Here is a 25,368-nt window from a genome sequence, read left to right on the forward strand (position 1 = left end):
TATGAAGTCCGAGCGCGCTGAACGCCCCGGCTCACTTTTCGTCGTAGAAGCGCCAGCCTGGATTGAAGTCCCGCTTGACGTCGGCGTTGGTGAGGATCGCGCGCAGCATCGCCACAGGCATTGCGCCCGACTGCAGGATTGTGTCGTGGAACTGCCGGTCCGTCATCTTCTTGCTATCCACCAGCTGCCTATGCAGCGCCCGGAACTGGAGCCCTCCTAGCATGTACGCACACTGGTACAGCGGCCCATAGCCTCCCATGAACGAGCGTCGGACCTCTGCGCTCGCGTTGTCGGGCTCGAATCCCACACGATCTATCAGGAACTTCACGCACTGGTCGGGGGTCCACTTTTCCAGGTGGAAGCTGAGCGAGAAGATGATTCTGGCGCAGCGGTGCATGCGCCAAAACAGCATCCCAACGCGGTTTTCCGGGGTCTTCGGGAATCCCTTGTCCCAAAGCAGCATCTCCCAATACAGCGCCCAGCCCTCGATCCAGAACGGCGTGGAAAACATCTCGCGCTGGGGCTGGTAGCGGTCGGTCATGAAGCCTTGCATGTGATGGCCGGGGATCAGCTCGTGCTGAACCGTCGCCCGCGCGAAATGGCGGTTGTTGCCCCGCATGCTCATCATCTTGGCCTCGTGCGACATTCCGTCCGTCGGGTAACTGACTTGGATGACTTCGCCACCCAGGAAGAACGGGTTTCGCAGTTGAGCTTCGGCGGACATCATATCCATGCGCCAGGTCTCCTTGGCCAGGTCGGGCACCGTGAGAAGGTCCCGCTTCTCGACGAATTCGATCGCCTCAAGCGCCAGTTCGCGAATCAGCTCAGGCTGCTTCCCAGGCTCGACGTAGTCTTGCTTGACCTTTTCGAGGGCCTTCTTCCAGTCCTCGCCAAAGCCCATGTCCTGCGAGGCTTTCAGCATTTCCGCATCGCACCAGGCGAACTCATTGTTAGCAACCTCAAGCAGCTCTTCTGCGGTGTAGGGAATAAGTTCCGACTCGAATTCGATCTTGAGCGCGTCGGACCCGATCGGGTTGCCGATGATCGTGGTCTTGTCGTCTGCCTTGATTCCGACGATCTTCTCCTTGAGGAAGTTGGAATAGCTCTGGAGCGCGGTGTCGAACGCCTTGTAGGGCTCATCCACCCACCAGTCGAACTCGGGCAGATAGCCGTTGTAAAACCTGTACCAGCCCGCGAGGGTCTGCTTGAAAGAAAGGGCCAGGTCGGCGGCCCGATTGGCGGTGGTGCGCTTGTAGGGGGATTTCTGGTGCTTGGTTTCGATCTCCTTTTGGGCGCCCTCCAGGGCCCTGCGCATGGCGTTCAGCCGGGCGGCGGCTTTTGCAGGGTCCAGCTTCTCCATGCGCTGGCGGGACTCGGAGAGTTCGATGATGTCCTGGGCGAAGGGAAGCAGGGGCTCGGCTTCTTTGAACTGCTTGGCTTGGGTGTCGAGGTCCCGAACGTTTTTTTCGAGCAAGCGACGGAACAGCACCCAATCCACTTTGCCGTCGCGGCTGAGCTTGCCGAAGTCCATGCCATCGAGCGTCTTCTGCCATCCGGCATAGAGCTTTCGGAAGCGCTCGGACCGCGTTGGTGAGTTCGGGACGTTGTAGAACCTGGTGAGGCTCCCGACGTCGGCCTGGTAACGCGCAAGAACGGGGATCATCTCGCTGGGTGATGGGGTGGGGGTCTGGTTGGCCATAGTCGGTATCCCGAGGACGCAATAGGCAGCCATCGCAAGCATAGGTAGAGGGTGCTTCGACGTAGAGCACAGATTATCCTGTCCGGCCTGAGCGCTTAAGGGGGACAGAGGGACGAGGGGGACGCAGGGACCAAGGGACAAAGGGACGAAGGGACAGGGGGACACAGGGACCAAGGGACAAAGGGACAAAGGGACGAAGGGACAGGGGGACGCAGGGACCAAGGGACAAAGGGACAAAGGGACGGTGGGACGGAGGACTGGAATCTACGCCTGGCTCTCCACGAGCGAACCGGTCTTTCTGAGCGAGAACTACTCGATTTCAAGCGTCCGGAACCGTTTTTCTGTCGCGTCGAAATGCTCGGTCAGCACGTTGTACGCCCAATACGCCCGCTTTTGGATCTGCTCCGCCTGGGTCTGTTCTTTCGATCCTGCCGGGAACTTCGCCGGATCGCTGCGCTCCTTCAGCTCCTCGAATTTCTTCCGGATCGTCTTGAAGTCCGCATCCTCGGCGACGCCGATCATCTTGCGCGCGATCCCCGTGCGGTCCACCTGGCGCTCCAAATCCGCCGTGGCCCGGGCCACGGCGTCCTCACTACCCTCCGACTTCACAGGTTCGCGCATCGCTTCATCCAGTTCGTTCTCCGCCAAGGACCGCTCGAACTCCTTGATCCGGTCCCATTCCCGGCCCACATAGCCGCGAATGATATTGTAGGCGCGCTTCGCTTCGTTCATCGTTGGCCCTCTCTCAAAAACGATTCGGCTTCGTCGAGACTCGATCCGAGCGCCTTGAGCCTGGCGAGCGTCTCTTCCAGGCTCTGCTGGTCCTGAGCCGCTCCTACAGTTTGAGCGATGGAGAGCGCAAAGCGCCCACGAAGGTCCGCAAGTCCCGCCTCCATTTGCGAAAGGGCACGGTCGATGTCGGCGATGCCCTTGTTCGCGGTCTCGAGGGCCCGCGCACCCTCCTCTGTCGAAGGCGACACTTGTGCGACGGCGCGCTCCAGATCGTCGCGGGCCGCGGCCAAGGCCGCTGCCTTTGCGAGCATTGACCGAGCTTCCTTGATCGCCTCGGCGCCGATCACCTGGAGCGCTGTGTTGCCGGCTCCGCCCGCGACCAGTCTCTCGATCTCCGCGACCAGCCTTCGAATCGGTCCAATCCGCGATCGCGCGTCGTTGCTGAGGCTATGAGTCGGGTCTCCCTGCTGGCGCGCCTGCGTTGCTTTCATGGACTGAAATGCCGCGAACCCGATCCATCCGAGCAGCCCCAGCACGCTCAGCTCAAAACGCCCCAGGACGATCCCGAGCAGGACCGCGCCCTCGGCGATGAACGCGATGGGGTGGGTGAACAACTGTCTTAAGCTCATCCTTAGGCTCCTAGAGTTTCACCCCGATCTGAAACGCCGCGTCCATGAACTTGCCGTCCCTCATCCGAACGATCGGATCCAACCAAAGCCCCGACGCCACGGGCAGATGGGCTTCCAGGCGAAACACGTTCACGCCCTTCTCCCAAAGCCTCCCCCAGCCGAACGTCAGGGACTTGTCCTTGATCGGGCTTAGCCGAAACTCGACGTCCGACACGGTCTCTGGACGTACCGCGGACGTGGCCCCCCGATCGAAGCGCGCGACCTCGACGCTGGCGGTCCAATGGTCGCGTCTGGACGTGAAATCCGCGCCATAAACGCGTCCCCAGCCCATGCCCTTGCCAGGCGCCTCGTCGAGCTTGCGCACGTTGGCGAGCGAGGTCGCCGACACGCCGAAGTTCTCACCGAACGCGAAGCTGATCGCGAACTTGCCGCCTAGCCTGCCCACGAACCCCCTGGCGAGCCCCTTCAGGTCCTGGCACAGCGCAAGCGTTGCCGGAACTTGATCGCCGCCGACGAAGCGCTCGATCCTGCCCGCAGAAACGGACTCCACCAAGATTCGCCCAACCCCAAACGGAACAAACTGCTTGCCGGCGCGCCAATAACCGGGGTCCTCGACGTAGCTCTCGTCGAGTTGGTTCTGATCTGCGCTGGTGGGCACCTTTTGGAATCTCTGGCTCACGACGGCGAGAAAGCCCGGTTCGAGCGAAAAGTGCAGCCCGACGGTACTGGCCCTGCCTTTCAGGTCGTAGGCACGAAACAGCGTGTCTGTCCCCGGCCCGGAGCTGAACGAGAGGTTCAGGTCCAGACGCACGAGAACCTCGGGGGTCTGAGCGAGCCCTGCCGCCCCGAATACGCTTCCAACAAGGGTCCAGGCCGCGCGCCAACTCATGGGTTGCTTCCCCAATCGAACGACCCAAGAGAGCCCATGGCCACGCTTTGCTGCGTCCCATCCGCCATCAAGCGCAAGGCAGCGGCCCCACTCTTGAGCTCGTCCTCACCCAGGATCACGGCCCAGCGCGCGCCCGACTTGTTGGCCTGGTTGAGCTGGGACTTGAGGCTGCGGCCCTCCAGGTCGGTTGTGCAGGTTACGCCTTGGCCCCTCAGCGTGCGAAGAATGCCGCGAGCCGCGATCCTCGCGTCTTCGCCCAGGGCAACGACAAAGACACACGGCGAATACGCAGGCTCGGGACGGTTCTCAAGGACGATCAGCGCCCGCTCAATCCCGATGCCGACGCCGACGGCAGGTAGATCGGGTCCGCCCAACTCCTTGATCAGATTGTCGTACCTTCCGCCGCCGCAGAGAGTGGACTGCGCCCCCAACAGGTCCGAGTGAATCTCAAAGACCGTCTCGGTGTAATAGTCCAGCCCGCGAACGATGTTCGGGTCCAGGTCGAAGGCGATGCCCGCCTCATTCAGGAGCATCTGGAGCGTGTCGAGCCGGACCTTGGAATCGGGCTCCAAGAAGTCGAGGATGCTGGGGGCTTGCTTCAAGGCCTCGGCGAGCTTGGGGTCCTTGGAGTCCAGCAGCCTCAGAGGGTTGCGCTCCGCCTTTTCGCGAAATTCGTCGGGCATGTCGACGAGCAGGGGCCTAGCGAATGCGAGCAGGGCCTCGCGATAGGCGGTACGGCACTCGTTCCTCCCGATGCTGTTCAGGCGGACCCGAATCCCTTCGATTCCGAGCGCCTCATAGAACCGGACCGTGGTCTCGATCACCTCTGCGTCGGCCTCGGCGCTGGCGCTGCCCACGAGTTCGAGGCCCACCTGGTGCGGTTCGCGGAGCCGGCCCTTTTGCGGCCTCTCGTAGCGGAAGACGGGGGTGATGTAGCTGAGACGGCAGGTTCCGCCGGGCTGGCAGAGGTTGTGCTCGATGAGCGCGCGGATCGCGGGCGCAGTGCCCTCGGGTTTCAGGGTGACGTTGCGTCCGCCCTTGTCGACGAAGCTGTACATCTGCTTCGAGACGACCTCGCTGGTGTCTCCCGAGCTGCGGACGAAGAGGTCGGTGTCTTCAAACGTCGGTGTCCGGATCTCCTCGTAGCCGTAGAGTCGGCAGACTCCCCGGAAGACGCGTTCCAGACGGAGCCAGTTTTCGACCTGGCTTGGGAGAACGTCTTCGGTGCCTCGCGGCGCCTGATAGCGCATGCTGGCTATTTTAGTCGTTGTGGAGACGTCGGCGCAGGGACAGGGTGGGTGAGGGGGGTGAGAGTGGTGAGGGTGGCGAGGGTTGTGAGGCGATCATGGAATGAAGGGATGAAGGGATGATGAGATGAAGAGATGAGGGGATGGGGAACAGAAGGGCCGAATGGCGTAATGGGTTGGCGGTTGAATGGTCGAGGTTCCGTCCCGCTTCACCTCATCCCTTGATCCCATCATCCTCCGGAGTCTCCCACCCCAACCCCTCCCTCAGTTTCGACATCGTCAAAACCAAGGGAGGGGCTCTCCTCATCTCATCATCCCTTCATTCAAAGTCGCCCTACCGCCGCCCAATCGTCCCGTAGTACACGGGCGCGCCGGCAAGCACCAGGCCCAACGTCAGCAGCGTCGCCGTTCGCGAACTCGAATCGAGCATCGAGTTCGTCAAAAGGAACACTGTCGACGCGATGAAGACGCCTGGCACCACCGGGTACAGCGGCGTGTGGACCGGCGGATTGTAGGGGTGCGGATGGGTTTCCAAGTGTCCTGGCGAAGGCGGATCGGCTAGCGAATCGGGGAGGGCCGCATCTCCGTTTGTAACCGAGCCTTGGCGCTTGCGCTCACGTCTCCGAAACACGAAAACAGACCCGACCGCGAGCGCATAGAAGGGCACAATCGCAATCACGAACGCATCGGTGAGCGTGCTGAAGGCCTGCGATCCCGTGAAGAGGGAAGCCACAACGACATAGAAGGTGCCCAAACCGCCGCAGATCGCGACCGATACATAGGGCGTCTGGAACCTGGGGTGGACCCGCGCCACGGGTTCAAAGAACAGCTTGTCCTCCGCCATGGCGAAGAAGATGCGCGGCGAGGTGAGCATCGAGCCGTTCACCGTGCCGAAGGTCGAGAACATGACGGTTGCGGTGATGAAGGTGACGCCGAAGCTCCCCACCAGCACGCTCATCGTGTCGGCGGCGATGATCGAGCTCTTGCTCATGTCGGCGACCGAAAGCACCGAGAGGTAAGCCAGGTTCGCCAGCAGATACACGGCAATGATGATCGCCGTGCCCATCACGATCACCCGCGGGAGGTTCTTCTTCGGGTCCACCAGTTCGCCGCCGACATAAGCACCGTCGCTCCAACCGTCGTAAGCCCACAGCGCGGAGACCAGCGCCAGCCCAAACATCGAGATGTCGAAGCTCCCACCGGGCGCAAGCGGCGAGAAATGGCCGCCCGTCTTCGGCAGCCCGATCGCGAACGCCAGCAGCACCAGCACGATGATGCCGCCTACCTTGAGCACAGTGGTCAGGTTCTGGATGCCCGTCCCGAACTTGACCCCCCGGTAGTTCGCGGTGCCCACAATCAGGATGGCGCCGGCCGCCAGATAGGCGGACCAAGCCGTGAAATTGGGGTCTTCGGGCTTTACGCCGAACATGCGAAGGGCGTATTGGCCAAAGACGATGGCTACGGCCCCGATCGAAGAGGGCCGGATGAGGAGAAGCTGCGCCCAGCCAAATAGGAACGCCGGCATCCTGCCGAACGCCTCACGGATGAACACGTAGTGGCCCCCCGAGTAGGGAAAAGCCCCTCCAACCTCTGCGAGCGTCAGCGCCCCACAGAGTACGACCAGGCCGCCTACGAGCCAGACCATGAGCATTGGCAGCGGGCCCGGCAGCTTGGCGGCGATGTCGGCGGGGTTCTTGAAGATGCCCGAACCGATCGTGCTCCCCACGACGACGGCCACGCCGCTCCAGAACCCGATCTGGCGAACGAGGTGTCCACCCTGCCCTTCGTTTGGTTGAGTTGCTTCCGCCATCGATCCCCCCTTCGGTTTCGGGACCATACCCAAAATCATTCCGGATTTCGGCGAGAATCCCGTCGGCACTTGACAATGCACCCGGTATTTCTACAGAATCGGAATCACCTCGCATCGAAAGGGCGATTTCGGCCGTCTCGAAAGGTGGGGAAGCTCGAATTGCCTATGGATGGGCGGCGAGCGAGGAAGGGCAGGACGCCCTTTCAAGATGAAAACAGAATCATTGGAGGACTCATGGAAGAGCTAGAGCTCCAGGACAAGCCTGGATTTTTCTCTCGAATCGCATCGGTGTTTTCGCGCGCCGAGGATGAGGATATGGACGTAGAAGAGGCGGGCGGCAAGTCCCAGACCTACACGCTTCGTTCATCCTATCGTTATCATGTGACCGTCAGGCGCGAGCTCGTGTCCTTTGATGACGCCTATGCCGCAGCGAACGGCCTAAAGCGCGGCGAGCAGCAGATTCTGAACCTGACGCTCACCGAGCCCTCCCTGCGCCAGAAGATCGTGGACTTTATGTCCGGCGTCTCGTTTGCCCAGGACGCAAACTGGGAAGAGATCGGCGAGCACATCTACCTCGTCTGCCCGGCCAGCGCCTTTGTCGAAGTGGCGGCGGGTGTTCCGAAGACCAGCGTATTTCGATCCAACTAGCCGGCAAGTGCAGGTGCTCGGCAGATTGTAATGTTCGATCACCGCAGAGCGCCATGCCTGGAAAGGCAAGCAAAGAGGCTTCTTACCGCACCATTCATAAACTCCTCTCAAACAAACACTCCTCAATGACCCTATAGGGAACTCCGTTCCCAGTTGGCGTTTCGGCTCACAGCCGGAGCGCCTTTTTTTTCGTACTCAGGTACATTCGGCTACCCAATGGACGATTTCCCGCTCGATCGCCCAGAGCTTAATGGGAGCCTCATCACCCTTGAATTTGGGGGAAGCGGGCGCATCCACCAAATGTGGGTGGCAGACCCCGCCCTGCCCGAAGAGGGCCAGGAATACCAGTTCGTGCTCCCAAGCATCGCCTTTGGCGAGGAGTTCTCCGAGGACTATTTCCCCGGAACCATCCTCCTTGGCGCTCGTACCCGGCTCGATGACCCCTGGGTGCTGGACAGGACCAAGACGGCTTCTACCCTTGAAGACGACGACGACCTGCGCACGGCCAGCTTCGAGTACGACTTTCAGCTGCTTCCCGAACTCCACGTCACCGGCAAGTTCTTCGAGGTGGCCCATCCCGTGCCGCAGATCGTCTGGGAGGTGAAGCTCGCCAATGTGAGCCGCCACAGCGTGGAAGTTGGCGAATTGGCGTTCCCTCTTGCCTTCAACAACCTCTTCGAAGGCGTTCAGGGCGCCGACGACAAGCGCCACCCCTACGACGGGGACCGTGTCCGCTTGCACCCCTTCATAGGCGGCCACGCGAGCTACCTGTTCGCCCAACGCTCGAACGGATTGCCGCCTGGGCTCCTCGTGTTTCCAGGCGACAACACCTCTTGGGAGCTTTGGTCCAGCGTGCCGGCATCGCTTCAGACCAGCTTGAAGTGGGGCGGCATTCCGGTGATCTACCTCTTTGCCCGGGCGGCAGCCGAGCGCGAAGGGTGGAGCGAAGGAATGGGTTCGACCAGCTCGCTGGTGCTCGAACCTGGGGACTCCCAGGTGTTCCAGACCCGCTTTGTTTCAACGGGCCCGGACGGGCACGACGCCGCGCTGCAAATGCTGGCCATCTGTGGAAGGCCGGCGGCCAAGGTTCTTCCGGCTGCGGTTGCCCCACGGGACGTTGGAATTGCGGTTGAGATCGGCGGCATGTCCCCGAAGCGGTTTGTGTCCACCGGCAGAGCTGAACTGGAGACCGATGCGGACGAGGGAGGGGGTTTCTGCTTCCTTAGGCCCAAGACCCCAGGCCAGCACCGGCTCAGTTTCAGCGACGCACAGGGCCGTGTCAGCTATCTGAACCTGATCTTCACCGAGCCGATCCAAACCCTCATCCGCGCCCGAGCGGCCTACATCGCCTCCAAGCAGGTGGCTCCCCAACAGGGCGTACCCTTTCCTAGCGCGATCTGGCCGATGAACCTGCTGATGCAAGCGCCGATGTCAGGCCCGGACCTGTTGGGGTCGAGCTTTCCCGTGCTCTGCAGCCTGGGCGATGCGCTGTTTCTGGCGGAGAAGAACGTCCTCTATCCCGATGCCACTGAGATCGAGGCCGTCAGGACCTATCTTGAGGCATTTGTGGCGCAGCGTCTGCAGAATCCTGCGGATTGCTCGGTTGGGTCGATCTTCGTGGATGAAACCTCGGTGGCTGTCCACTATGGGAATCCGGCGCCCTACACGCTGCTCTTCAACCTGTTTCACGCCATGTGGCGCATCGAGCGTCGGTTTTCGGGGAGTTCCGACGCCTCAAGCAAGAGTCTGCTCCAATCCTATGCCACCGCTCGGGCCATGTTTCGCGGCGTTCAGGTGTCGGTTCGCAACCTCAACATGCCAGGGATCGGCCAGTTGGGGGCCTTGATTGGCGATCTGCAGTGCGCGGGCCTTGGCGACCAAGCAGAGGAGCTGAACGAGCTGGCGCTGCGGGCGGCGGGCTCCATCGCGCGAATCGCCTCAAAGAACTCCGCCGAATGGGCCTGGAACCCAACGGTCTTCGAGGCGATTCTCTGGGCTGCAGACGTGCTCGGCGATCCGGACCTCCGCGAGTCCACCCTCGCCGTCGCCTTTGCGCAGCGCGGGCTATGCCCGAACTGGTGGCTCTATGGAAGCGATCAACAGGTCTTTCAAGATCCAACGACCGGGCCCTTCACGTCGTTGGGTGACCGCGGGGTCGCCACCCTCGGCAGGACTTGCCCCAGCCTCTCAGCGAGCTACCTCGGCTCTTGGGGGCTCGACTACGACGCCACCTCGGACGGCGAAATGCGTCTCGCCTTTGGCGGCATGATCGCCCCGTGGGCGATGGTCCGCGCCGATGGGGCCGCCTCGATGGGCTTCTGCGCCGACATGGCTTCCAAACAGCACGGTTCCAACGTGTGGAGCGGCGACTCGGGGATCGGGCTCTATGCCTATCTGCGGAGCGCGGGGGCATGGGTCTACCCCAGCCGCAACCTTGGGCTTTTCACCTTCGGCTGCCACTTCGACGCCGAGGAGGACGGCTACGTGATCAAACCCTGGGACGGGGTGGGAAGGGGCGTCTATCTCAAGCACATTGGATACGACCTGACGTGCAGCATCGGTGGCATCAAGCAGGTCTCGCTGGACGTCCGCAAGCGAAAGTCAACGATGCTCATCGAGAATTCGTCAGACCGTTTGGCCTATGCAGGGCTGCAAATGCGGGGACTGTGGGGCCGGAAGTTCGAGATTGAGGGTAAAAGTATCCAGTCCGTGGACGGCCTGATGTCGACCGAGGTGGCGCTGGCCCCTTCGAGCGTGACTGAATTGACCGTAAGGACGGTGGAATCATGAGCATCCCTGCGATCTGGCTATGGGTCTCCGGCGTTTTCTTCCTCGTGGGCATCCTCGCGTTTCTGGCGTCCGTGGTGCTGTTGGTCAAACTGGCGAAGGCCGTCGATGAGCTCAAGCCCAAGGTGGACCAGCTCACCGATCGGGTGAACTCGATCGCGGAAAAGCTTGAGAGCACGGCCGCCTCGGCCAAAACGACCGTGGAATCCGTGGGCTCCGGGACGCGGCAGATGGTGGGGAGCCTGCAGGGAGTTGTGACGGGCTCCGCCGAGCGGCTGGGCAAGCTCTCGACTTATATCGTCACGGCGATGACGCTGATAAAGCTCTATCGAGAGTTCTCGGAGATCCGCGCGGCCCGGCAAGTTGACAATCGGGCCGACGAAGAGGCATAATATCAACTCACGACGCGGGGTGGAGCAGCCTGGTAGCTCGTCGGGCTCATAACCCGGAGGTCAGAGGTTCAAATCCTCTCCCCGCACCCAGAATTGAAAAGACCCCTTCTTCTGAGTGAAGAAGGGGTCTTCTTTTTGTTGAGGGTGCACTGGGCGTTATACGAGTACTTGTCGGACCGACGGATGGCGGCGAAGCCGCTCAACGGCCCGCGAGATCCGCTTGCGGACCTGCGGCGCGTTGAGGTCGCTTCTCGCCGCGATCTCGTCAGAGGACATCCCAAGCGAGAAACGCATGTGCAGCAACTCGCGATCAAGTACGTCGAGGCTGTTGATGGCCTCGCTGAGCAGTTCCTGGTCGGAGTCGCTCACATTGATCTCATAGGAGAGCTCAAAGGAATCGTCCACCGTGACGCTGCGGGTTCTCATTCGGGCCGTCCTGCGCCTGTGGGCGCGAACAGCGTTGATGGCGAAGCCGCTCAACCAAGCTTCAAACGTGCCCTTTTCCTCCGAATACTCGTTGAGCCGCGCAAACACCTGCAGGATGCTCTCTTGAACGAGTTCTTCAGCCTCTTGCGCGGTCACGTCGCATCGTTTGATGCGCTTGGTCAGAATCGAACGAACCGAGGTCTGCAGCGCCTCGCCTGCTTGCAGATTCCCTTGCTGGTAATCGGCGATAAGGCCGACAAACTCGACCTCCTCCCGTACAGGAACCGGACTTCTCGCATATCCCATTTTCTCGCACTCCTCAATGCCCTAATCACGCTGTTTCGGGTCTCATGGCCTCGGGGCAGCGCGCCCTTCTTTTCGTCCGTCGGCACCCACCGGAAGCGTGCCGCAGACGTACCAACCTCATTGGGGAATTGTCCGAAGTGGTCCTTTTCGTGACAGGAAGTTTTCCACATCCTGCCACCGGCAACTCCCTCGCTAGTTTTCCTCACCAACGAACCCACCCACGCCTCGGCGCTTACTCCACGTGGGTTCGACCAGATGCAGTTTATCAAAGACTCTTGGATTCAGCGCTGGCAAAATTACTAGAAAACGGAACATACCGATTGGGAGCACGTCGGCCACGGCCGGAGCGGGCTATGGAACTCAATCCGGGCCCGTGACAGCGATTTGCGGGCCCGTCTGAATCTGCACATCGTTGTAAGGATTACCTTTCAACCCTTGCAACACGTCACATTTTCGGGGGTTGGAGTCAATACTAAGTACAGAGCCTCACCAATGAATCCCGGTTTCGAAGTGGTCCCAGAACCGGAGATGACTTGCGAAGACGTTCTGGATCTGTTGCATGCCTTCGTGACCAACGAATTGGAGCCCGAAGAGTCAAAACCGATCCTAGAGCATTTGGCCAGTTGCGACGCGTGTCGCGCGGCCATGTCGGAGCATGTTCGTCTTGCGGGAAAACTCAGCGAGCATATGCCTCGCCTCGGAAAGCTCTATTTCAGCGCCCACAACCGACGGTACGACTAGGTCACAGAAGTGGGACAGAGGGACCTGGAAACAGAGGGACCCGGGACAAGCGGGTTCAATACCATCTGCCATCGCGGGTCCGACACATCTGCCTGGGCCAATAGCCGACACCGATTTCCCAAGGGCCGGCTTCCTAGTACGGAGAGACAAATCCCCTTTTCTTGTGCAGGCGCGTGGCCTGCCTGAGTTGGGCGGCCATCGCTCCGGGGCCCGGCCCGCCGAAGCTCTCTCGCCGCTTGACGCTCGCCGCAGGATCGAGCAGCCTCAGAGCCGCAGCGCTCCCCTCTTTGCCGAGGGCGCCGTCGAGCACCGAGGCGCCGGGCCCCGTTTCCTGAGCCCTCACGAACTTGCCGACGATCTCGTGCGCCTCGCGAAATGCGATGCCTCTTGACGCCAGATAGTCGGCAAGATCGGTGGCGGTAGAGAACTTCGCACCTGCAGCCTTCTTCATGCGCAAGAGGTTCCACTCCGCGCCCTCCAACATCAGAGCGCTGAGCTCCAGGCTGTCCTTGGCGATATCCAACGACTCGAACAGGATCGGCTTGTCGTCCTGGAAATCGCGATTATAGGCGAGCGGAAGCGCTTTGAGCGTCGAAGCGAGCGACACATAGTTCCCGATGGCCCGGCCCGCCCGGCCACGGATCAGCTCGGCCATGTCGGGATTGCGCTTCTGGGGCATGATGCTGGAGCCGGTTGTCACCGCGTCCGCAAGCCTGACAAAGTCGAATTCTGCGGTCGACCAGAGGACCAGCTCTTGTGCCAGGCTGCTCAGGTCGATCATGATCTGCGCGCAAACATGGAGCGCGTCCAGCATGAACGACCGATCGGATACGGCGTCGAGGGCGTTCGGAATCGGTGCGAAGAAGCCCAGCTCGGCGGCCGTGCGGTTCCGGTCGATCGGGAAGCCTGTGCCCGCCAGCGCCGCCGCGCCGAGTGGGCAGTAATTCGCGGCTTCAAAGAGCCTCTCCGCACGCCAGCCGTTGCGCTGCATTGCCCAAAACCGCGCCATAAGGTGAAACCCCAGGGTGATGGGCTGAGCAGGCTGCTGGTGGGTGTAGCCCGGCATCAGCGCCGACTTGTGCTTTTTGCCGAGCGCCAGCAACACCCCCTGCAGCTCCTTGATCTCCATCAGCACCGAGACCAGATCGTTGTGCAAATAGAGCCTTGCGTCGGTGGCAACCTGGTCGTTGCGGCTCCTCGCGGTGTGAAGCTTCTTGGCCACCGGTCCCGCCACCTCGGCGAGCTTGACCTCGATGGCCGTGTGGATGTCCTCGACGTCGATGGGGAGGCAACCCGGGCCCATTTCGTGAATGCGCTCAAGACCGTCGACGAGCTGCTTGGATTCCTCATCGGTGAGGATTCCTGTCGCCCCGAGCATCCGAGCGTGGGCCACGCTGCTGATCAGGTCTTCCTGCCAAAACCGAAGGTCGGACTCAATGGATTGACCAAACCTCTCGACCAGCGGGTGCGAACCGCTGCCAAACGCTCCTCCCCACAACTTGCGCATGGACCGATGTTTACCCAATCAGAGCGCCCGCCCTGCGAACGGTGGTGATGGCCAAGGGAGCCGGTCCCAGGTGTGGACCCGGACCAAACGGTTGGGGCTCAAGTACCCGAATGGTGGCAAACTAGTACGCAAGTACCCGCTATATACGCTAGGAATCCGCAATTCGCCGACAATTGGCTGAATTGTTGTCACAGAAAGTACCGAAAGTGTGAATCATGATTGCGAGGCAACAATTCCTTAACGGATTGTGGACCCCTCGTCGATTTGCCGGGCGCTGAGAGGTTGCGCGGTCCGGGACAAGTAGGGGCCATCAGGTTGCACACATCATTAGGATTAAGGAGAAATTAAGATGACCATGTTGAATGACACCATTGCTTACATCGACCCGGGTAGCGGAGCCCTTATCTGGCAAGTGATCGTGGCGGGCGTCGCCAGCATGACCTTTGCCTTTCGCTCGAAGCTCTCTGGGCTTTTTTCTCGCAAGAACAAGTGACACCCTAGGAATCCGGGGCTAACACTCCGGTAACTTTACTGGGATGTCCAATTGGGGTTCTTTTAGGGATCCGGACGGAAGACTATTCGTCGTGGGCGACCGCGTCCTGAGGCTTGTAAAGCCGGGCGCGGTCGCTTCATTTCGTTCGTTCCTGGGTTCAGAGTTTGCATCGAAGGCCGCAGCCCAAGGGCTGCTTGTGACCACGCAGGAGTTGGGATCGGGCGCAGAAGCGATACGCCAAGAGCCTTCGCTCGAAGGGCGCGCAGATCCGGAGTTCCAGGCGTTCGAGCACGAGAAGGTGTGGTTCCCCAGCTACCCCTACGAGTGGCCTGCGGCGATGCTGTATCAGGCGGGACTGGCGACCCTCGACGTCGCCGAGATGGCCTTGGACAGCCAGTACCTCCTCAAAGACGCGACGCCCTACAACATCCTTTTCCGGGGCGCCAAGCCGGTCTTTATCGACCTGCTATCCTTCGACCCGCGCGACCCCCACAATCCGATTTGGCTCCCTTACGGCCAGTTCGAGCGCAACTTCATCTTGCCGCTCATGGTGCGTCAGAAGTTCGGCATCGGGCCGGATGAGTTCGCGCTCAAACACCGCGATGGCCTGGAGCCCGAGTTCGTCTACAAGATGCTCACGCCTCTGGGCCGTTGGAAGCCCAGCGTGATCGGCTCGGTCACGCTGCCGGCGATTCTCGCCAAGAAGGGCCAGTCCTCCAGCGAGGCGCCGAAACGGGAAATGGCCAATATCGACGCGGCAAACTACGTACTCCGCTCGGCCCTAAAGGGCCTCCGTAAGAAGCTCGAGCGCGTCCGGCCGGCCATCGGGGCGAGCATGTGGACGCAGTACATGCAGACCTTCACCTATGACGACGCCAATTTCAAGAAGAAAGAGGAATTCGTCAAAGGGGCGCTGTCCGAAATCGCGCCCAAGAAAGTCCTTGACGTGGGCTGCAACACGGGACACTTCAGCTTCCTTGCAGCGGGGCAGGGCGCTGACGTCGTGGCGGCCGATTACGATCCCGAAGTCCTCGGCTATGTGCATCAACGAGCCATCAAAGAGTTTCCGTCGGTTCTGCCGCTCGTTTCCGACCTCACCAGGCCCACGCCTGCGACCGGGTGGCGCAATGCCGAGTGGCCTTCGTTCTTGAGCCGTGCCACCCAGGCGTTCGACATGGTGCTGATGCTGGCGGTTATCCACCATATGCACGTCTCCGAGCGCGTCCCGATGGAGGAGATCGTCGACCTGGCGGCGGACCTCACGAAGGACGGCCTGGTCATCGAATATGTGGGCACTCAGGACCCCATGTTCCGGGCGCTGGCCAAGACCAAGGAGCATCTGTTCGAGGGGCTGACCAAAGAGGTTTTTGAAAAGGTGCTGTCGCGGCGCTTCAAGATCCTTCGGTCCATCACCCTGAACGATGGCCATCGAGAACTTTATTTCGCAAGACGGCTGTAGGTGGCGATGGACGATCCCAAACGCGATCTGGCGTTGGCGCTTTCAGCGGCGAACCTCTTGTTCCTGCCGAACACCCTTTGGCTGTTGAACAACCGCTGGATGGTGTTCCACGCGCGCCTGCCCCTCTCGGTTCACCTCACGTATCTGTTCGTCAACATCCTGTTGTTCGCGCTGCTCGGCTATGGGTGCATCCGATGGGTCCGCAAGTCGAAGAGCCCGTGGCCCCGAAAGATCGCCGAGTTCTTGTTTCTGGTCCAGTTCCTGTTCACCGTCAAGGGCACTGCGGGAACGCTGATGGCCTCCAGGACCACGGAGTTCCAGTTCTTCAAGTCGCTGGTGAAGCCTCCCGGACTCTTGATCGCTGGGCCAGTTTTTCTCATCGTGGCTTACGTGCTGTGGAAGCACTCACGAAAGGTGACGCGTGTGCTGAGAACGGTCGTGGCCGCTCTGCTGCCCATCTTCTTCATCGACGTCCTCTGGGGGGTCCAATCGGTGATGAGCGTTCAGTCCGGCGGCGCCATGGCCGATAAGGCGCCCCCAAAGCTCCATCCAGCGCCCCCCCAAGAAGGGCTCCGTGTGGTTTGGGTGATTTTGGATGAGTGGGAGTACCGCTTATCCTTCGCGGAGAGGCCCAAGGAGTTGAACTTCCCAGCGTTCGACCGGCTAAGGAGCCAGTCCCTGTTCTTCTCCGACGCGAGGTCGCCCGCCAGCAGGACCGAGTTTTCTATGCCCTCCTTCTTCACGGGCAAGTCCTTCAAGTGGTCGGTCCTGAGCAGCCCGAACAAGCTGACCCTCAAGGACCAGCAGGGAAAGGAATCCGATTTCCGCACCCACCGGACTTTGTTTGAGGAGGTTCAAGACCTCGGGCGAAATTCCGCTCTCGTCGGGATCTTCTTGCCCTATGGCCGACTGCTGGGCGACGTGACGCATGTCACCTGGTGGCAGCCGCCCGGCGTCCTTGGTGAGAGCGACAACCACTTGGAGAACCTGACGCAGCAATGGGCACTCTCGGTAGGTGATCCCTTCAAGACGATGTTTATCCGCAAGGGCGGCATCCGCGCCAATGAGCTCGGGATTGCGCAGACACAGCGCCTGATCGACGATCCGAATTACTCTTTCGTGTTCGCTCACCTTTTTCCGCCCCATCCGCCTTGCTATTGGGATCGCAGAAAGGGCGGCTACACGGCATTCAGCTTCTTCCGCAGCGAGCGGACGATGTATGAAGACTCGCTGCTGCTGGCCGACAACATGGCGGACCGCTTGCTCGATACGTTGCTGGCGTCACCGCTCGAAAAGAATACGGTTTTCATCGTCACGACCGACCATACCAACCGCGACGCCGAGAAGATGGAACTTGAGCTCGATGCGCGGATTCCCTGCATGATACGGTTCCCCGGTGGCAAGGCAGGGCAGGCGGATTTCCACTTCAACAACCTGGCGCTGCACGATCTGGTGCTTGCGATCATGAAGGGCGAAGTGAAGGACCAGGATCAGACGGCGGCGTTCCTGAAGGCCTGGATGGCGAAGCACCCCGAAACCCCAGGTTTCGAGATCAAAGACGGCATCGCCGAAGCGCCTGACGTGAGCTGAGGCCGACCGGTTGTGAGGTTCCGAAGCCCCTCCCTCGTTTTGGTTCGTTAATGCTTCCGAGTCCCGACCGGTCGGGAAGGGAGGGGTTGGGGAGGGAGACTCAGGACCTCCGACATTGTTGTCTTTTGCGGCTCTTCCCCTACTTCTGCTTCAGATAGAGCAGGCTCTCCATGCCGTGGGTGCGGACCATGCCCGTCATTTGGCTCTGCTCGAGTGCCTGCGTGTCGTCGAAGCTCGCCGCGGCTTCGGAGTAGAGTGCATGGGGCGAGGTTCTCCCGACCACCTGCATCCCGCCCTTGAACAGCCGAACCTGGACAGAACCGGAAACCCGCCTCTGGACCGATCCGATGAACGCGTTCAGGTCCTCCATGAGCGGTTCCCACCAGAGCCCCTTGTAGGCCAGATCGGCCCACTGGGCGTCCACTTGGGCCTTGAAGGCGCGTTCGGCGTGCGTGGTGATCAGGGCCTCCAGCGCCCGGTGGGCCGCGATGAGGAGCACCGCTCCGGGGCACTCGTAGTTTTCCCGCACCTTGAGGCCGATCATGCGGTCCTCCATGATGTCCACTCGGCCAACCCCGTGCGACCCGGCGATGGTGTTGGCGGTCTGGATGAGCTGCAGCGGCGTGCCAGACCTGCCTGCGACAGAAACGGGCTCGCCGTTCTGAAAGGCAATCTCGATGATCTCGGGTTCGGGCTTGGCTGCTTCCAGCGAGCGGGTCCACTGAAAAATCTCCTCGGGAGGCGCGTAGCCGGGGTCCTCCAGCCGTCCACCCTCGATTGAGCGTCCCCAGACGTTCTCATCGATCGACCAAATCTTGTCCTTACTCTGTCCGATGGGAGCGCCGACCTTCTCGGCGTACTCGATCTCCCAGGTCCGGGTCAGGTTCTTCTCGCGAATGGGGGCGAGGATGGGAATCTCAGGAGCGAACGCACGGAGCCCGAACTCGATCCGGAACTGGTCGTTGCCCTTACCCGTGCAGCCATGAACAAACGCATCGACGCCGCCTATCTCGTGAGCTTTTTCTGCCGCGGCTTTGGCGATTAGCGGCCGGGCGATGCTGGTGGAGAGAGGATAGCCGAAGTAGTCCGCATTGGCCTTGAGTGCCGTGAAGCAATAGTCCTTCGCGAAGGTGTCCTTGGCGTCGACCACGTGGTGCTCGGTCCCCAGAATCTGGGCGCGCTCCGCCGCCTGGGCGATGTCCTCAGAGGGTTGGCCGACATCAATCGTTACGGTGACGATGCGGTCGAAACCTTCCTCGCGCATCATGGGGATGCAAACCGTCGTATCGAGACCCCCGGAATAGATGATTAACGCCGTCTTCATGGGAAGGCTCATTTTGGCAGGAAGTGGGTTTGCGGTGCGGGGTGCTGGGTGCGGGGTGTGGGGTGTGGGGTGCAGGGTGCTGGGTGCGGGGTGTGGGGTGCGGGGTCAGCGGAGGCGCCCCATAGGTCCGACTTGTCTGACTCGTCTGACTTGTCGGACGGGTGGAGGAGCTATCAACTGCCCAACAAATACGCTAGGCGTCTTCCGGTCCCGCCCAGACGGGCCCGTGCCAACGCCATCTGGCGCGTTCATCGGGAAACGGAAACTCCTTTAGCCGCCAGGCCCCGCTCTCCCTTTTCGCCTCAGCTTCCGGCATCACGCCGGACACGGCATCCGGCGATTGAACGCAACATGCGCCCGTGAGCTGTCCGAGCGCAAGAGCGTCCACGGGGCCCCCGTCCAACCGGTGCAGGAACCCCGCAACCGTCGTGTCGCCGGCGCCCGTCGTTCCGGCCACCTCAACGTCCCAACAGGGCGCCAAGAGCTGCCGGTTCTCCCAAAGGTCACTGGGGCCAAAGCAGTTCTCGGAAGAAATACGCCCGGAGCGAAGGTAGAGCCCATCCGCCCCGCACTTCAGCACAACGACCGATGCCCCGCGGCCCAAGCACCAGGCGCTTAGCCGTTCGAGCGTCTCCAACTGATTGAGAGATGCCGAACGGACCTCCTCGCGAAGCATGAACGCGAGTTCATCCACGCTGGGGACGAATAGCTGAACATGCGGCAGGACTCGGGACAAAATGCTGGGCCAATCCGCCCTACCGGCGTCTGAATTTGGGTCCGGGAGGCTCAGGTCAAGGCTGGTGGTCAACCCCTTGGCTCGCGCTCTCCGGAACAGCCTTTCTAGCTCAGTACCTCTGTCTTCATAAAAACGCCGCATGATGGGCGGGTAGCCGAAGTGGAAGAGTCCCGCGCCTTCGAGAGCTTCGTCAGAAACGTCGGAGGCCGAAAAGGTGTCGTTCGCGCCGGGGAAGTGCAGGAACGTTCGGTCTTTGGCCGGACGGCTGATGACGACGCTGTACGACGTGCGCTCGCCGCGTACGACTGCCATCCGCTCTGAGAGCGTGCTTCCGTGCGATTCCAGGATGCGAACCACAATGTTGCCGAAGTCGTCGTCGCCCACCTTGCCCACGAGCCGCACCTTCGCGCCAAGCTTATGCAAGGCGATCCCGACATTGGAGACCGCGCCGCCTGTCGAAAGCGTCGCCGGGCCAACCTCTACCAGTTTTCCCGGATTAAGCTCCCCGGCAGAGGCAGGGATGTCTGGAATGATGTCCAGACAGATGTGGCCGGCGACGACGATGTCGGGCATGGGCTATTTTAGAGCTTGACGACGGAGCAGCGCTTCTGGGATTCGAGCGCCGCGGTGAAGAGTTCGTGGGATCGGAGCGCTTCTTCAGGCGTCGCGCAGCGGGTCGGGCCGATCATTTTCGGGCCATGGACCAGTTCATCAAGGAAGGCGGCGAACATCTGCTGGATGGCGTCGGGGAACCCGAACTCGAAGATGCCGCCGGTGATGGCGGGATAGGCCGAGGCGTAGCCAAGGTCCTCTTCGCGCCAGGCCTGGGCGAATCCGGGCTCGTAGGGGAGCAGCCGAAGGGTCTTGGGGCGCTTGGTGGAGTATTCGACGCTCAGCTTCGTGCCGTAGACTTTCAGGAACCAGGTGTTCATTTCCCCTGGGGCGATGCGCTTGGTCTCCAAGAGCATGGGGAAGCCCTGCTGGGTCTCGCAGGCGAGTGTCGCATTGTCCCAGGTCTCGCAAGGCTCGAGCTTCCCGTCTGGGCCCGGGCGCTCGGCGACGATGTTGGCGAGCAGAGCCCGGACGTTCGTTGGGAACCAGCCTGCGCGGAACGGCACGTGGACCACGTGCATTCCTAGGTCTCCCATGACGCCGTATTCGCCGTTGGTTTCGATGCGCCGCTTCCAGTTGATGGGCTTGGTGGGGTCAAGGTCGCTGGAGTGGCAGAAGCCGGCATGAACCTCGATGATCTGCCCAAAAGCGTCCTTCTCGATGAGCTTGAGGATGCGTTGCACGCCGGGATAGAAAGGGAACTCGGAAGAGACGCGAACGAGCAGCTCTGGGTGCTTTGCAGCTTCAGAGAGGATGTTCTCGCAAGCGGCCAGGTCGATCCCGAATGGCTTTTCGGCAAAGAGGTGCTTGTCCGCCTTCAGGATGTCGGTGTAGATCTGGGCGTGGAGGTTGTGAGGGACGGCGCAGTAGACGGCGTCGACTTCTGTGCTCTCCAAGAGGTCTGAATATGTCCTGAAGGACTTATAGGACTTATTCGACCGATGGGCCCCGTCAAACCACTCCAGCGCCTTGGGGTTGGTGTCACAGGCGGCCACGATGCGAGGCCGGAAGGGAAGGTCGTTCAGATGAATCCACCGCGCCGATGCGCTGGCAAGCTCCTTGCCCATCAGCCCGCACCCGATGATCCCGACGCCTATCTCTCTCTGACCCATGGTTGGCCCCATTTTGGCCCCATTCCGCTTTGAACTGCGGCCGCTTTGGACTGCGGCGACTTGTCGCCGCTCTGCATCAGCCGACTTGTCGGCGCGTTGATCGTCTCGTTCGAAGGAAGCTCTGCAGTAGCGGGAGGGTAGGTTCTCCTAGGGAAAAGCGGTGAAAAACCGCCGCAGTCCAAATGGGGCCCAAATCCGGCCTAACCAATCAGACTTAGAGCATCCTCCGGGCTTGCGCCTTCATGCACGACCGCCATCAACGCTCGGGTCATCCCGACAGGATTCGCGTGCTGAATCACGTTCCGTCCGTAGACGATCCCTGCCGCACCTTGAGCCATCAGGGCGTGGGTGCGCTCCAAAATCTCGCGGTCCGGGACCTTGCCGCCGCCACGCACCAGCACAGGAACCCCGCAAGCCACCTCGATGACACGGTGGTACTCGCCCACATCGTCGCAGGGGTCGGCCTTAATCACGTCAGCGCCAAGCTCAACAGCCTGGCGAACGAGAGGCAGGATTTTCGCCAGGTCGCCGTCCACCATGTAGCCCCCGGCGGTCTTGTTCTCCTGCATCACCAGAGGCTCGACCATCAGCGGCATGCCACCCCGCTCGCATTCGGGTTTCAGCTCGCAGATGTTCTCAACGCACTCACCGTGAAGCTCGGGCTCATTTGGGAGGATCAAGAGGTTGACCACGACGCAGGAAGCATCCAGCCGAACGGCCTGCTCGACGGCGTCCACGATCAGCTTGGAGTAGAGGTACTCCGGCAGCTTTTTGCCATAGCAGTTCGCGACGTCCGTGCGTAGAACCAATGCCGGCTTGGCCTTGCCAGGAATTGCTTGGAGCAAGGGAGCGGAGCCGGGCGGCAATTGGATGGCGTCGGGGGCAGCTTCGACAAGTTTGGGCACGACCTTTCGCAGGTCCTCGATGCCTGAAAGGAACGAGCCTTCATTGAAGAACCCGTGGTCGATCGCGACGTCGAAGCACTTGCCATCCGGCGCGAAGAGCCTGTTCAGGCGGGGCAGAGCGGACGTGGAGGCCATGGGGCGAGTCTATCCGCGATGAAGGGGCAAAAGCTCCCGAAAGCAGTTTCCAGGATTGCGCTTTGCTTTGAGAGTGCGCTCCGGCTTTGGGAGTGCGCTGGCTTGCCAGCGCTTTGCTTGGCGCGACTTGTCGCTTTAAGAGTGCGCTCCGGCTTTGGGAGTGCGCTGGCTTGCCAGCGCTTTGCTTGGCGCGACCTGTCGCTTGAGAGTGCGCTGGCTTGCCAGCGCTTTGCTTGGCGCGACTTGTCGCTTGAGAGTGCGCTCCGGCTTTGGGAAGGCGCTTGCTTGCCAGCGCTTTGCTTGGCGCGACTTGTCGCGCTGCCCTTCCGCAGCCCTGAGCCCATCCTGAGCGGACAGATGAGCGGACACCGGAACCGGAGGACAAGTCCTCACTAGGGAAAATCGGTGACAAGTCACCGCACTCCCAAACCCGACCGCAGCATGGCAAGCCCCCATCTGGCGCTTTGGGTAGAACCTAGGCACGGGGTAGCTCCGTCCATTGCGTGGAGGGAGTTGGCGTGCGGTTACGTGTTGTCCTCTTGGCCACGGTCTTGGTGGTTCTGCTCCAGGGATGCGGTGGCGGCGGCGGAGGCGGTTCATCCTTCAGTCTGCTGAAGATCTCTGTGGACTGGGGCGCTCGCAGCCGCTCACTGGACGGTCCCTCCTCGGCCCTGTCCGTGGTGGTTCGCTTTCAGGGTGCTTCGGAAACCGGCGCCGACCTGCTCTACGTCGCCAACAGGGGGGCCGACCCATCGGCTCATATCGAGACCTATCCCACCGGCATGAAGACCAAAGTGGGCTCTCACTTGGTGACGGCGACCTTCTTTGCCCAGGGAAGCGGCACGGGAAGCGTGGTGGGCGTGGCTTCAGGAAGCCTCTCCGTTCAGCCGGACGGCTCGCTCTCAGGCGCCATCACGACGCAAGGGACCGTCGCAAGCGTTACGGTTCCGGCGGGCCAGGCGGTGGGGATCGATCAGACCCGGCAGCTTCAGTTCAACGCCAAGGACTCCAGCGGCGGCATCGTCGCCGTCAGCGGCGGTTCGGCGATCTGGTCCGTGACTTCCGGCGCGGACAAGCTGGAGTTTCTGGATGGCTATGCGAGGGGAAGGGCCGTGGGGACGGCGTCTGTCTCAGCAAGCGTAGATGGCGTGGCCAGCGCCTCCGTAGCGGTTGCGGTAACCGTGGACTCGGCGATCAGCGTGGAGATCAGCCCGCTTTCGGCGCTGGTTCAGCCTGCGGAGTCCAAGCAGTTCTCGGCGACAGTGTATGGCACTTCGAACCAACTGGTCACTTGGACGGTGCTCACGGCGGGGGGCGGCGATATCTCGGCGAGCGGCCTTTACACCGCGCCGCTGGAGCTGATGTATGTGACGATCGAGGCGCGATCGGTGGCCGACCCATCGAAGGCAACCACCGCATTGGTGATCGTGCAAATGGAGACGCTGGAGGTGGACGTGACGCCCAACCCGGTGACCGTCGGGCCGAACGGACAGCAGCAATTTGCCGCTTGGGTGATCGGCAGCCCCAACCAGGCGGTCACCTGGAAGGTGCTGACCTCGGGTGGTGGCTCGATCGATGCTTCGGGCCTCTACACCGCGCCGGCCACGCCGATGGCGGTGACCCTCGAGGCTCGTGCCGTCGCCGACCCCTTGGTTGCAGGAACATCGAAGGTCACGGTGCAAGCTGGAACTCTGGTCGTGACCGTATCCCCAGGCGATGTCACTCTGGAGCAGGACACGGCCCAGCACTTCACGGCGGTGGTCGAAGGCAGCCCGAACCAAGAAGTGGTCTGGAGTGTGGTGGAAACGGATGGTGGCACGATCTCAGCGCAGGGGAACTACCGAGCGCCGCTCAGGTACGGCTTGTTCACGGTCAAGGCGACGAGCAAGGCGGACCCATCGGCCTCAGGCACAGCAAAGGTGCAGGTGGTGTTTGTGTCGAGAATTGCCTTTTCCAGGGGCCTGTCGACGGCAGGATCTCTCGTTGTAATGCGCCCTGACGGATCGGACGTGAAGTCGCTGGGACTTGGAGTCATGCCCGCGTGGTCACCAGACGGCAAGAGGATCGCCTTTGCCCGGGACGCACAAGTGTGGGTCATGGAAGCGGACGGCACAAATCAGGTCAAACTGACCACGGGTGGCATTAACAACGATTCCCCTAGTTGGTCGCCGGATGGGTCAAAGATCGTGTTCCGAAGTCAAAGGGACAATTGGAACAGCGAGATCTATGTGATGAACAGCGACGGCACTGGTCAGACAAGAATGACCAACAGCGCAGAATCTGACCGCTATCCCAATTGGTCTCCCAATGGGCTCTGGATTGCGTACTTGTCCGGGCCGGAAGGCGGCGACACCAATGTCTGGATCATGAATGCCGATGGCTCCAACAAGCATCAACTGACCAACGGCACCCAATGCTGGCTTGGAAGCTGGTCGCCAACTAGCATGAAGCTCGCCTACTCATCACTTGAGCAAGAGGGAGGTTTTGCGATCTATACCATTGACTCTGACGGATCGAATGTACATCGCGTCTCAATCGGGGACGTATTCGACCTCGATCCGGCGTGGTCTCCAGATGGAACGAAAATAGCCTTTCGGTCAGAGGGATCCGACATCAGCATTATGGACCTCGACGGTACCAACCGAAGGAACTTGACGAACACCGCTGAAGCCGAATGGGGGCCCGCCTGGAAACCAAGATAGGACGACGGGGACTTGGGAGTTGGGCCGATTTTAGGATTGCACTGGCTTGGCGGACCCTTTGATCGGCAGACGGGTTTGGACTGGAGTGACTAGAGCATCTCAAAAGTCCGTCTGGAAGGCCCAATGGGCCAAAAGAAGAAAGCGAAGGGCGCAGCCCTGGGACCCGTTGCGCCTGTGAATGGAAGCCCTGAAGGGGCGCTACTCGGACTCTTGAGATGCGCTGTAGTCACCTCTTTGGTCTCCGCGATTTGTTGCGCTGACTTCATGTCGTCCTCCAAGCGGAAGCTCGAAAGGAGGAAGGATGTGTAGCCACCCGGAACCGGAAGACAAGTCCTCCAAAGAAAGGCGGTGACAAGTCACCGCAGTCCAAAAGGGCATGCGACGCGCGGGTCGGCATTGGGCAAATCGTAGCCTGCATAGGCGAAGTGCACTGGGAGTTCTTGATTGCATACCCCAGACCCCCAACCCCCCAAACCCCATCCCTCCC

General features: G+C 61.2%; 21 protein-coding genes and 1 tRNA gene. 9 read left to right on the forward strand and 13 right to left on the reverse strand.

What is annotated here, in order from left to right:
- Positions 1–31: 31 nt before the first annotated feature.
- The 6 genes from HZC36_13435 to HZC36_13460 all read right to left on the reverse strand — a co-directional run bounded on the left by HZC36_13435 (position 32) and on the right by HZC36_13460 (position 7,006).
- The gene (locus HZC36_13435; protein MBI5707980.1) at positions 32–1,741 is read right to left on the reverse strand and encodes a DUF885 family protein; all 1,710 of its coding nucleotides are present in this window, start codon (positions 1,739–1,741) and stop codon (positions 32–34) included.
- Between the two features lie 267 nt (positions 1,742–2,008).
- On the reverse strand, positions 2,009–2,431 hold the full coding sequence (locus tag HZC36_13440; protein ID MBI5707981.1) for a hypothetical protein: 423 nt from the start codon (positions 2,429–2,431) through the stop codon (positions 2,009–2,011).
- Positions 2,428–3,060: a hypothetical protein gene (locus HZC36_13445; protein MBI5707982.1), complete on the reverse strand. Its 633-nt coding sequence runs from the start codon at positions 3,058–3,060 to the stop codon at positions 2,428–2,430. Before HZC36_13445 ends, HZC36_13440 begins: the two co-directional genes overlap by 4 nt.
- 10 nt (positions 3,061–3,070) lie before the next feature.
- The gene (locus HZC36_13450) at positions 3,071–3,949 is read right to left on the reverse strand and encodes a hypothetical protein (GenBank protein MBI5707983.1); all 879 of its coding nucleotides are present in this window, start codon (positions 3,947–3,949) and stop codon (positions 3,071–3,073) included.
- On the reverse strand, positions 3,946–5,199 hold the full coding sequence (locus HZC36_13455) for a histidine--tRNA ligase (protein MBI5707984.1): 1,254 nt from the start codon (positions 5,197–5,199) through the stop codon (positions 3,946–3,948). Before HZC36_13455 ends, HZC36_13450 begins: the two co-directional genes overlap by 4 nt.
- Before the next feature lie 331 nt (positions 5,200–5,530).
- Positions 5,531–7,006 carry an amino acid permease gene (locus HZC36_13460; protein MBI5707985.1) on the reverse strand — a complete coding sequence of 492 codons (1,476 nt, stop codon included), beginning with the start codon at positions 7,004–7,006 and terminating at the stop codon, positions 5,531–5,533.
- Between the two features lie 234 nt (positions 7,007–7,240).
- Between HZC36_13460 and HZC36_13465 the strand changes: the two genes are divergently transcribed.
- The 4 genes from HZC36_13465 (at position 7,241) to HZC36_13480 (ending at position 10,923) form a co-directional block, all read left to right on the forward strand.
- Positions 7,241–7,654: a cell division protein SepF gene (locus tag HZC36_13465; GenBank protein ID MBI5707986.1), complete on the forward strand. Its 414-nt coding sequence runs from the start codon at positions 7,241–7,243 to the stop codon at positions 7,652–7,654.
- A gap of 216 nt (positions 7,655–7,870) precedes the next feature.
- On the forward strand, positions 7,871–10,444 hold the full coding sequence (locus tag HZC36_13470) for a hypothetical protein (protein ID MBI5707987.1): 2,574 nt from the start codon (positions 7,871–7,873) through the stop codon (positions 10,442–10,444).
- Positions 10,441–10,833: a hypothetical protein gene (locus tag HZC36_13475; GenBank protein ID MBI5707988.1), complete on the forward strand. Its 393-nt coding sequence runs from the start codon at positions 10,441–10,443 to the stop codon at positions 10,831–10,833. Before HZC36_13470 ends, HZC36_13475 begins: the two co-directional genes overlap by 4 nt.
- Before the next feature lie 13 nt (positions 10,834–10,846).
- A tRNA-Met gene (locus tag HZC36_13480) sits at positions 10,847–10,923 on the forward strand.
- Between the two features lie 66 nt (positions 10,924–10,989).
- On the opposite strand, the gene HZC36_13485 is transcribed toward HZC36_13480, so the two are convergent.
- A complete protein-coding gene (locus tag HZC36_13485; protein ID MBI5707989.1) occupies positions 10,990–11,565 on the reverse strand; it encodes a sigma-70 family RNA polymerase sigma factor in 576 nt (191 codons plus the stop codon).
- Positions 11,566–12,057: 492 nt separating this feature from the next.
- On the opposite strand from HZC36_13485, the gene HZC36_13490 reads away from it, so the two are divergent.
- Positions 12,058–12,306 carry a zf-HC2 domain-containing protein gene (locus HZC36_13490; GenBank protein MBI5707990.1) on the forward strand — a complete coding sequence of 83 codons (249 nt, stop codon included), beginning with the start codon at positions 12,058–12,060 and terminating at the stop codon, positions 12,304–12,306.
- 133 nt (positions 12,307–12,439) lie between these two features.
- On the opposite strand, the gene argH is transcribed toward HZC36_13490, so the two are convergent.
- Positions 12,440–13,813 carry an argininosuccinate lyase gene (argH, locus tag HZC36_13495; GenBank protein ID MBI5707991.1) on the reverse strand — a complete coding sequence of 458 codons (1,374 nt, stop codon included), beginning with the start codon at positions 13,811–13,813 and terminating at the stop codon, positions 12,440–12,442.
- 349 nt (positions 13,814–14,162) lie between these two features.
- Here argH and HZC36_13500 point away from each other — a divergent pair, with 349 nt between their 5' ends.
- From HZC36_13500 to HZC36_13510, 3 genes are all read left to right on the forward strand, one after another.
- Complete coding sequence (locus HZC36_13500) at positions 14,163–14,306, forward strand: hypothetical protein (GenBank protein ID MBI5707992.1); 144 nt, start codon at positions 14,163–14,165, stop codon at positions 14,304–14,306.
- A gap of 91 nt (positions 14,307–14,397) precedes the next feature.
- On the forward strand, positions 14,398–15,765 hold the full coding sequence (locus tag HZC36_13505) for a class I SAM-dependent methyltransferase (GenBank protein ID MBI5707993.1): 1,368 nt from the start codon (positions 14,398–14,400) through the stop codon (positions 15,763–15,765).
- Between the two features lie 6 nt (positions 15,766–15,771).
- A complete protein-coding gene (locus HZC36_13510) occupies positions 15,772–17,355 on the forward strand; it encodes a sulfatase-like hydrolase/transferase (protein ID MBI5707994.1) in 1,584 nt (527 codons plus the stop codon).
- Positions 17,356–17,494: 139 nt separating this feature from the next.
- On the opposite strand, the gene HZC36_13515 is transcribed toward HZC36_13510, so the two are convergent.
- From HZC36_13515 to HZC36_13535, 5 genes are all read right to left on the reverse strand, one after another.
- A complete protein-coding gene (locus HZC36_13515; GenBank protein ID MBI5707995.1) occupies positions 17,495–18,679 on the reverse strand; it encodes an argininosuccinate synthase in 1,185 nt (394 codons plus the stop codon).
- A 193-nt stretch (positions 18,680–18,872) separates the two neighbouring features.
- On the reverse strand, positions 18,873–19,988 hold the full coding sequence (locus tag HZC36_13520) for a carbohydrate kinase family protein (protein MBI5707996.1): 1,116 nt from the start codon (positions 19,986–19,988) through the stop codon (positions 18,873–18,875).
- Positions 19,989–19,996: 8 nt separating this feature from the next.
- Positions 19,997–21,139: a Gfo/Idh/MocA family oxidoreductase gene (locus tag HZC36_13525; GenBank protein MBI5707997.1), complete on the reverse strand. Its 1,143-nt coding sequence runs from the start codon at positions 21,137–21,139 to the stop codon at positions 19,997–19,999.
- A 200-nt stretch (positions 21,140–21,339) separates the two neighbouring features.
- On the reverse strand, positions 21,340–22,179 hold the full coding sequence (locus HZC36_13530; protein ID MBI5707998.1) for an aldolase: 840 nt from the start codon (positions 22,177–22,179) through the stop codon (positions 21,340–21,342).
- A gap of 135 nt (positions 22,180–22,314) precedes the next feature.
- Positions 22,315–22,548: a hypothetical protein gene (locus HZC36_13535; protein ID MBI5707999.1), complete on the reverse strand. Its 234-nt coding sequence runs from the start codon at positions 22,546–22,548 to the stop codon at positions 22,315–22,317.
- A 149-nt stretch (positions 22,549–22,697) separates the two neighbouring features.
- On the opposite strand from HZC36_13535, the gene HZC36_13540 reads away from it, so the two are divergent.
- Positions 22,698–24,881 carry a PD40 domain-containing protein gene (locus tag HZC36_13540; protein ID MBI5708000.1) on the forward strand — a complete coding sequence of 728 codons (2,184 nt, stop codon included), beginning with the start codon at positions 22,698–22,700 and terminating at the stop codon, positions 24,879–24,881.
- Positions 24,882–25,368: the final 487 nt, after the last annotated feature.

It is taken from the genome of Armatimonadota bacterium (genome assembly GCA_016223145.1).
Classification (GTDB): Bacteria; Armatimonadota; Fimbriimonadia; order Fimbriimonadales; family Fimbriimonadaceae; genus Nitrosymbiomonas.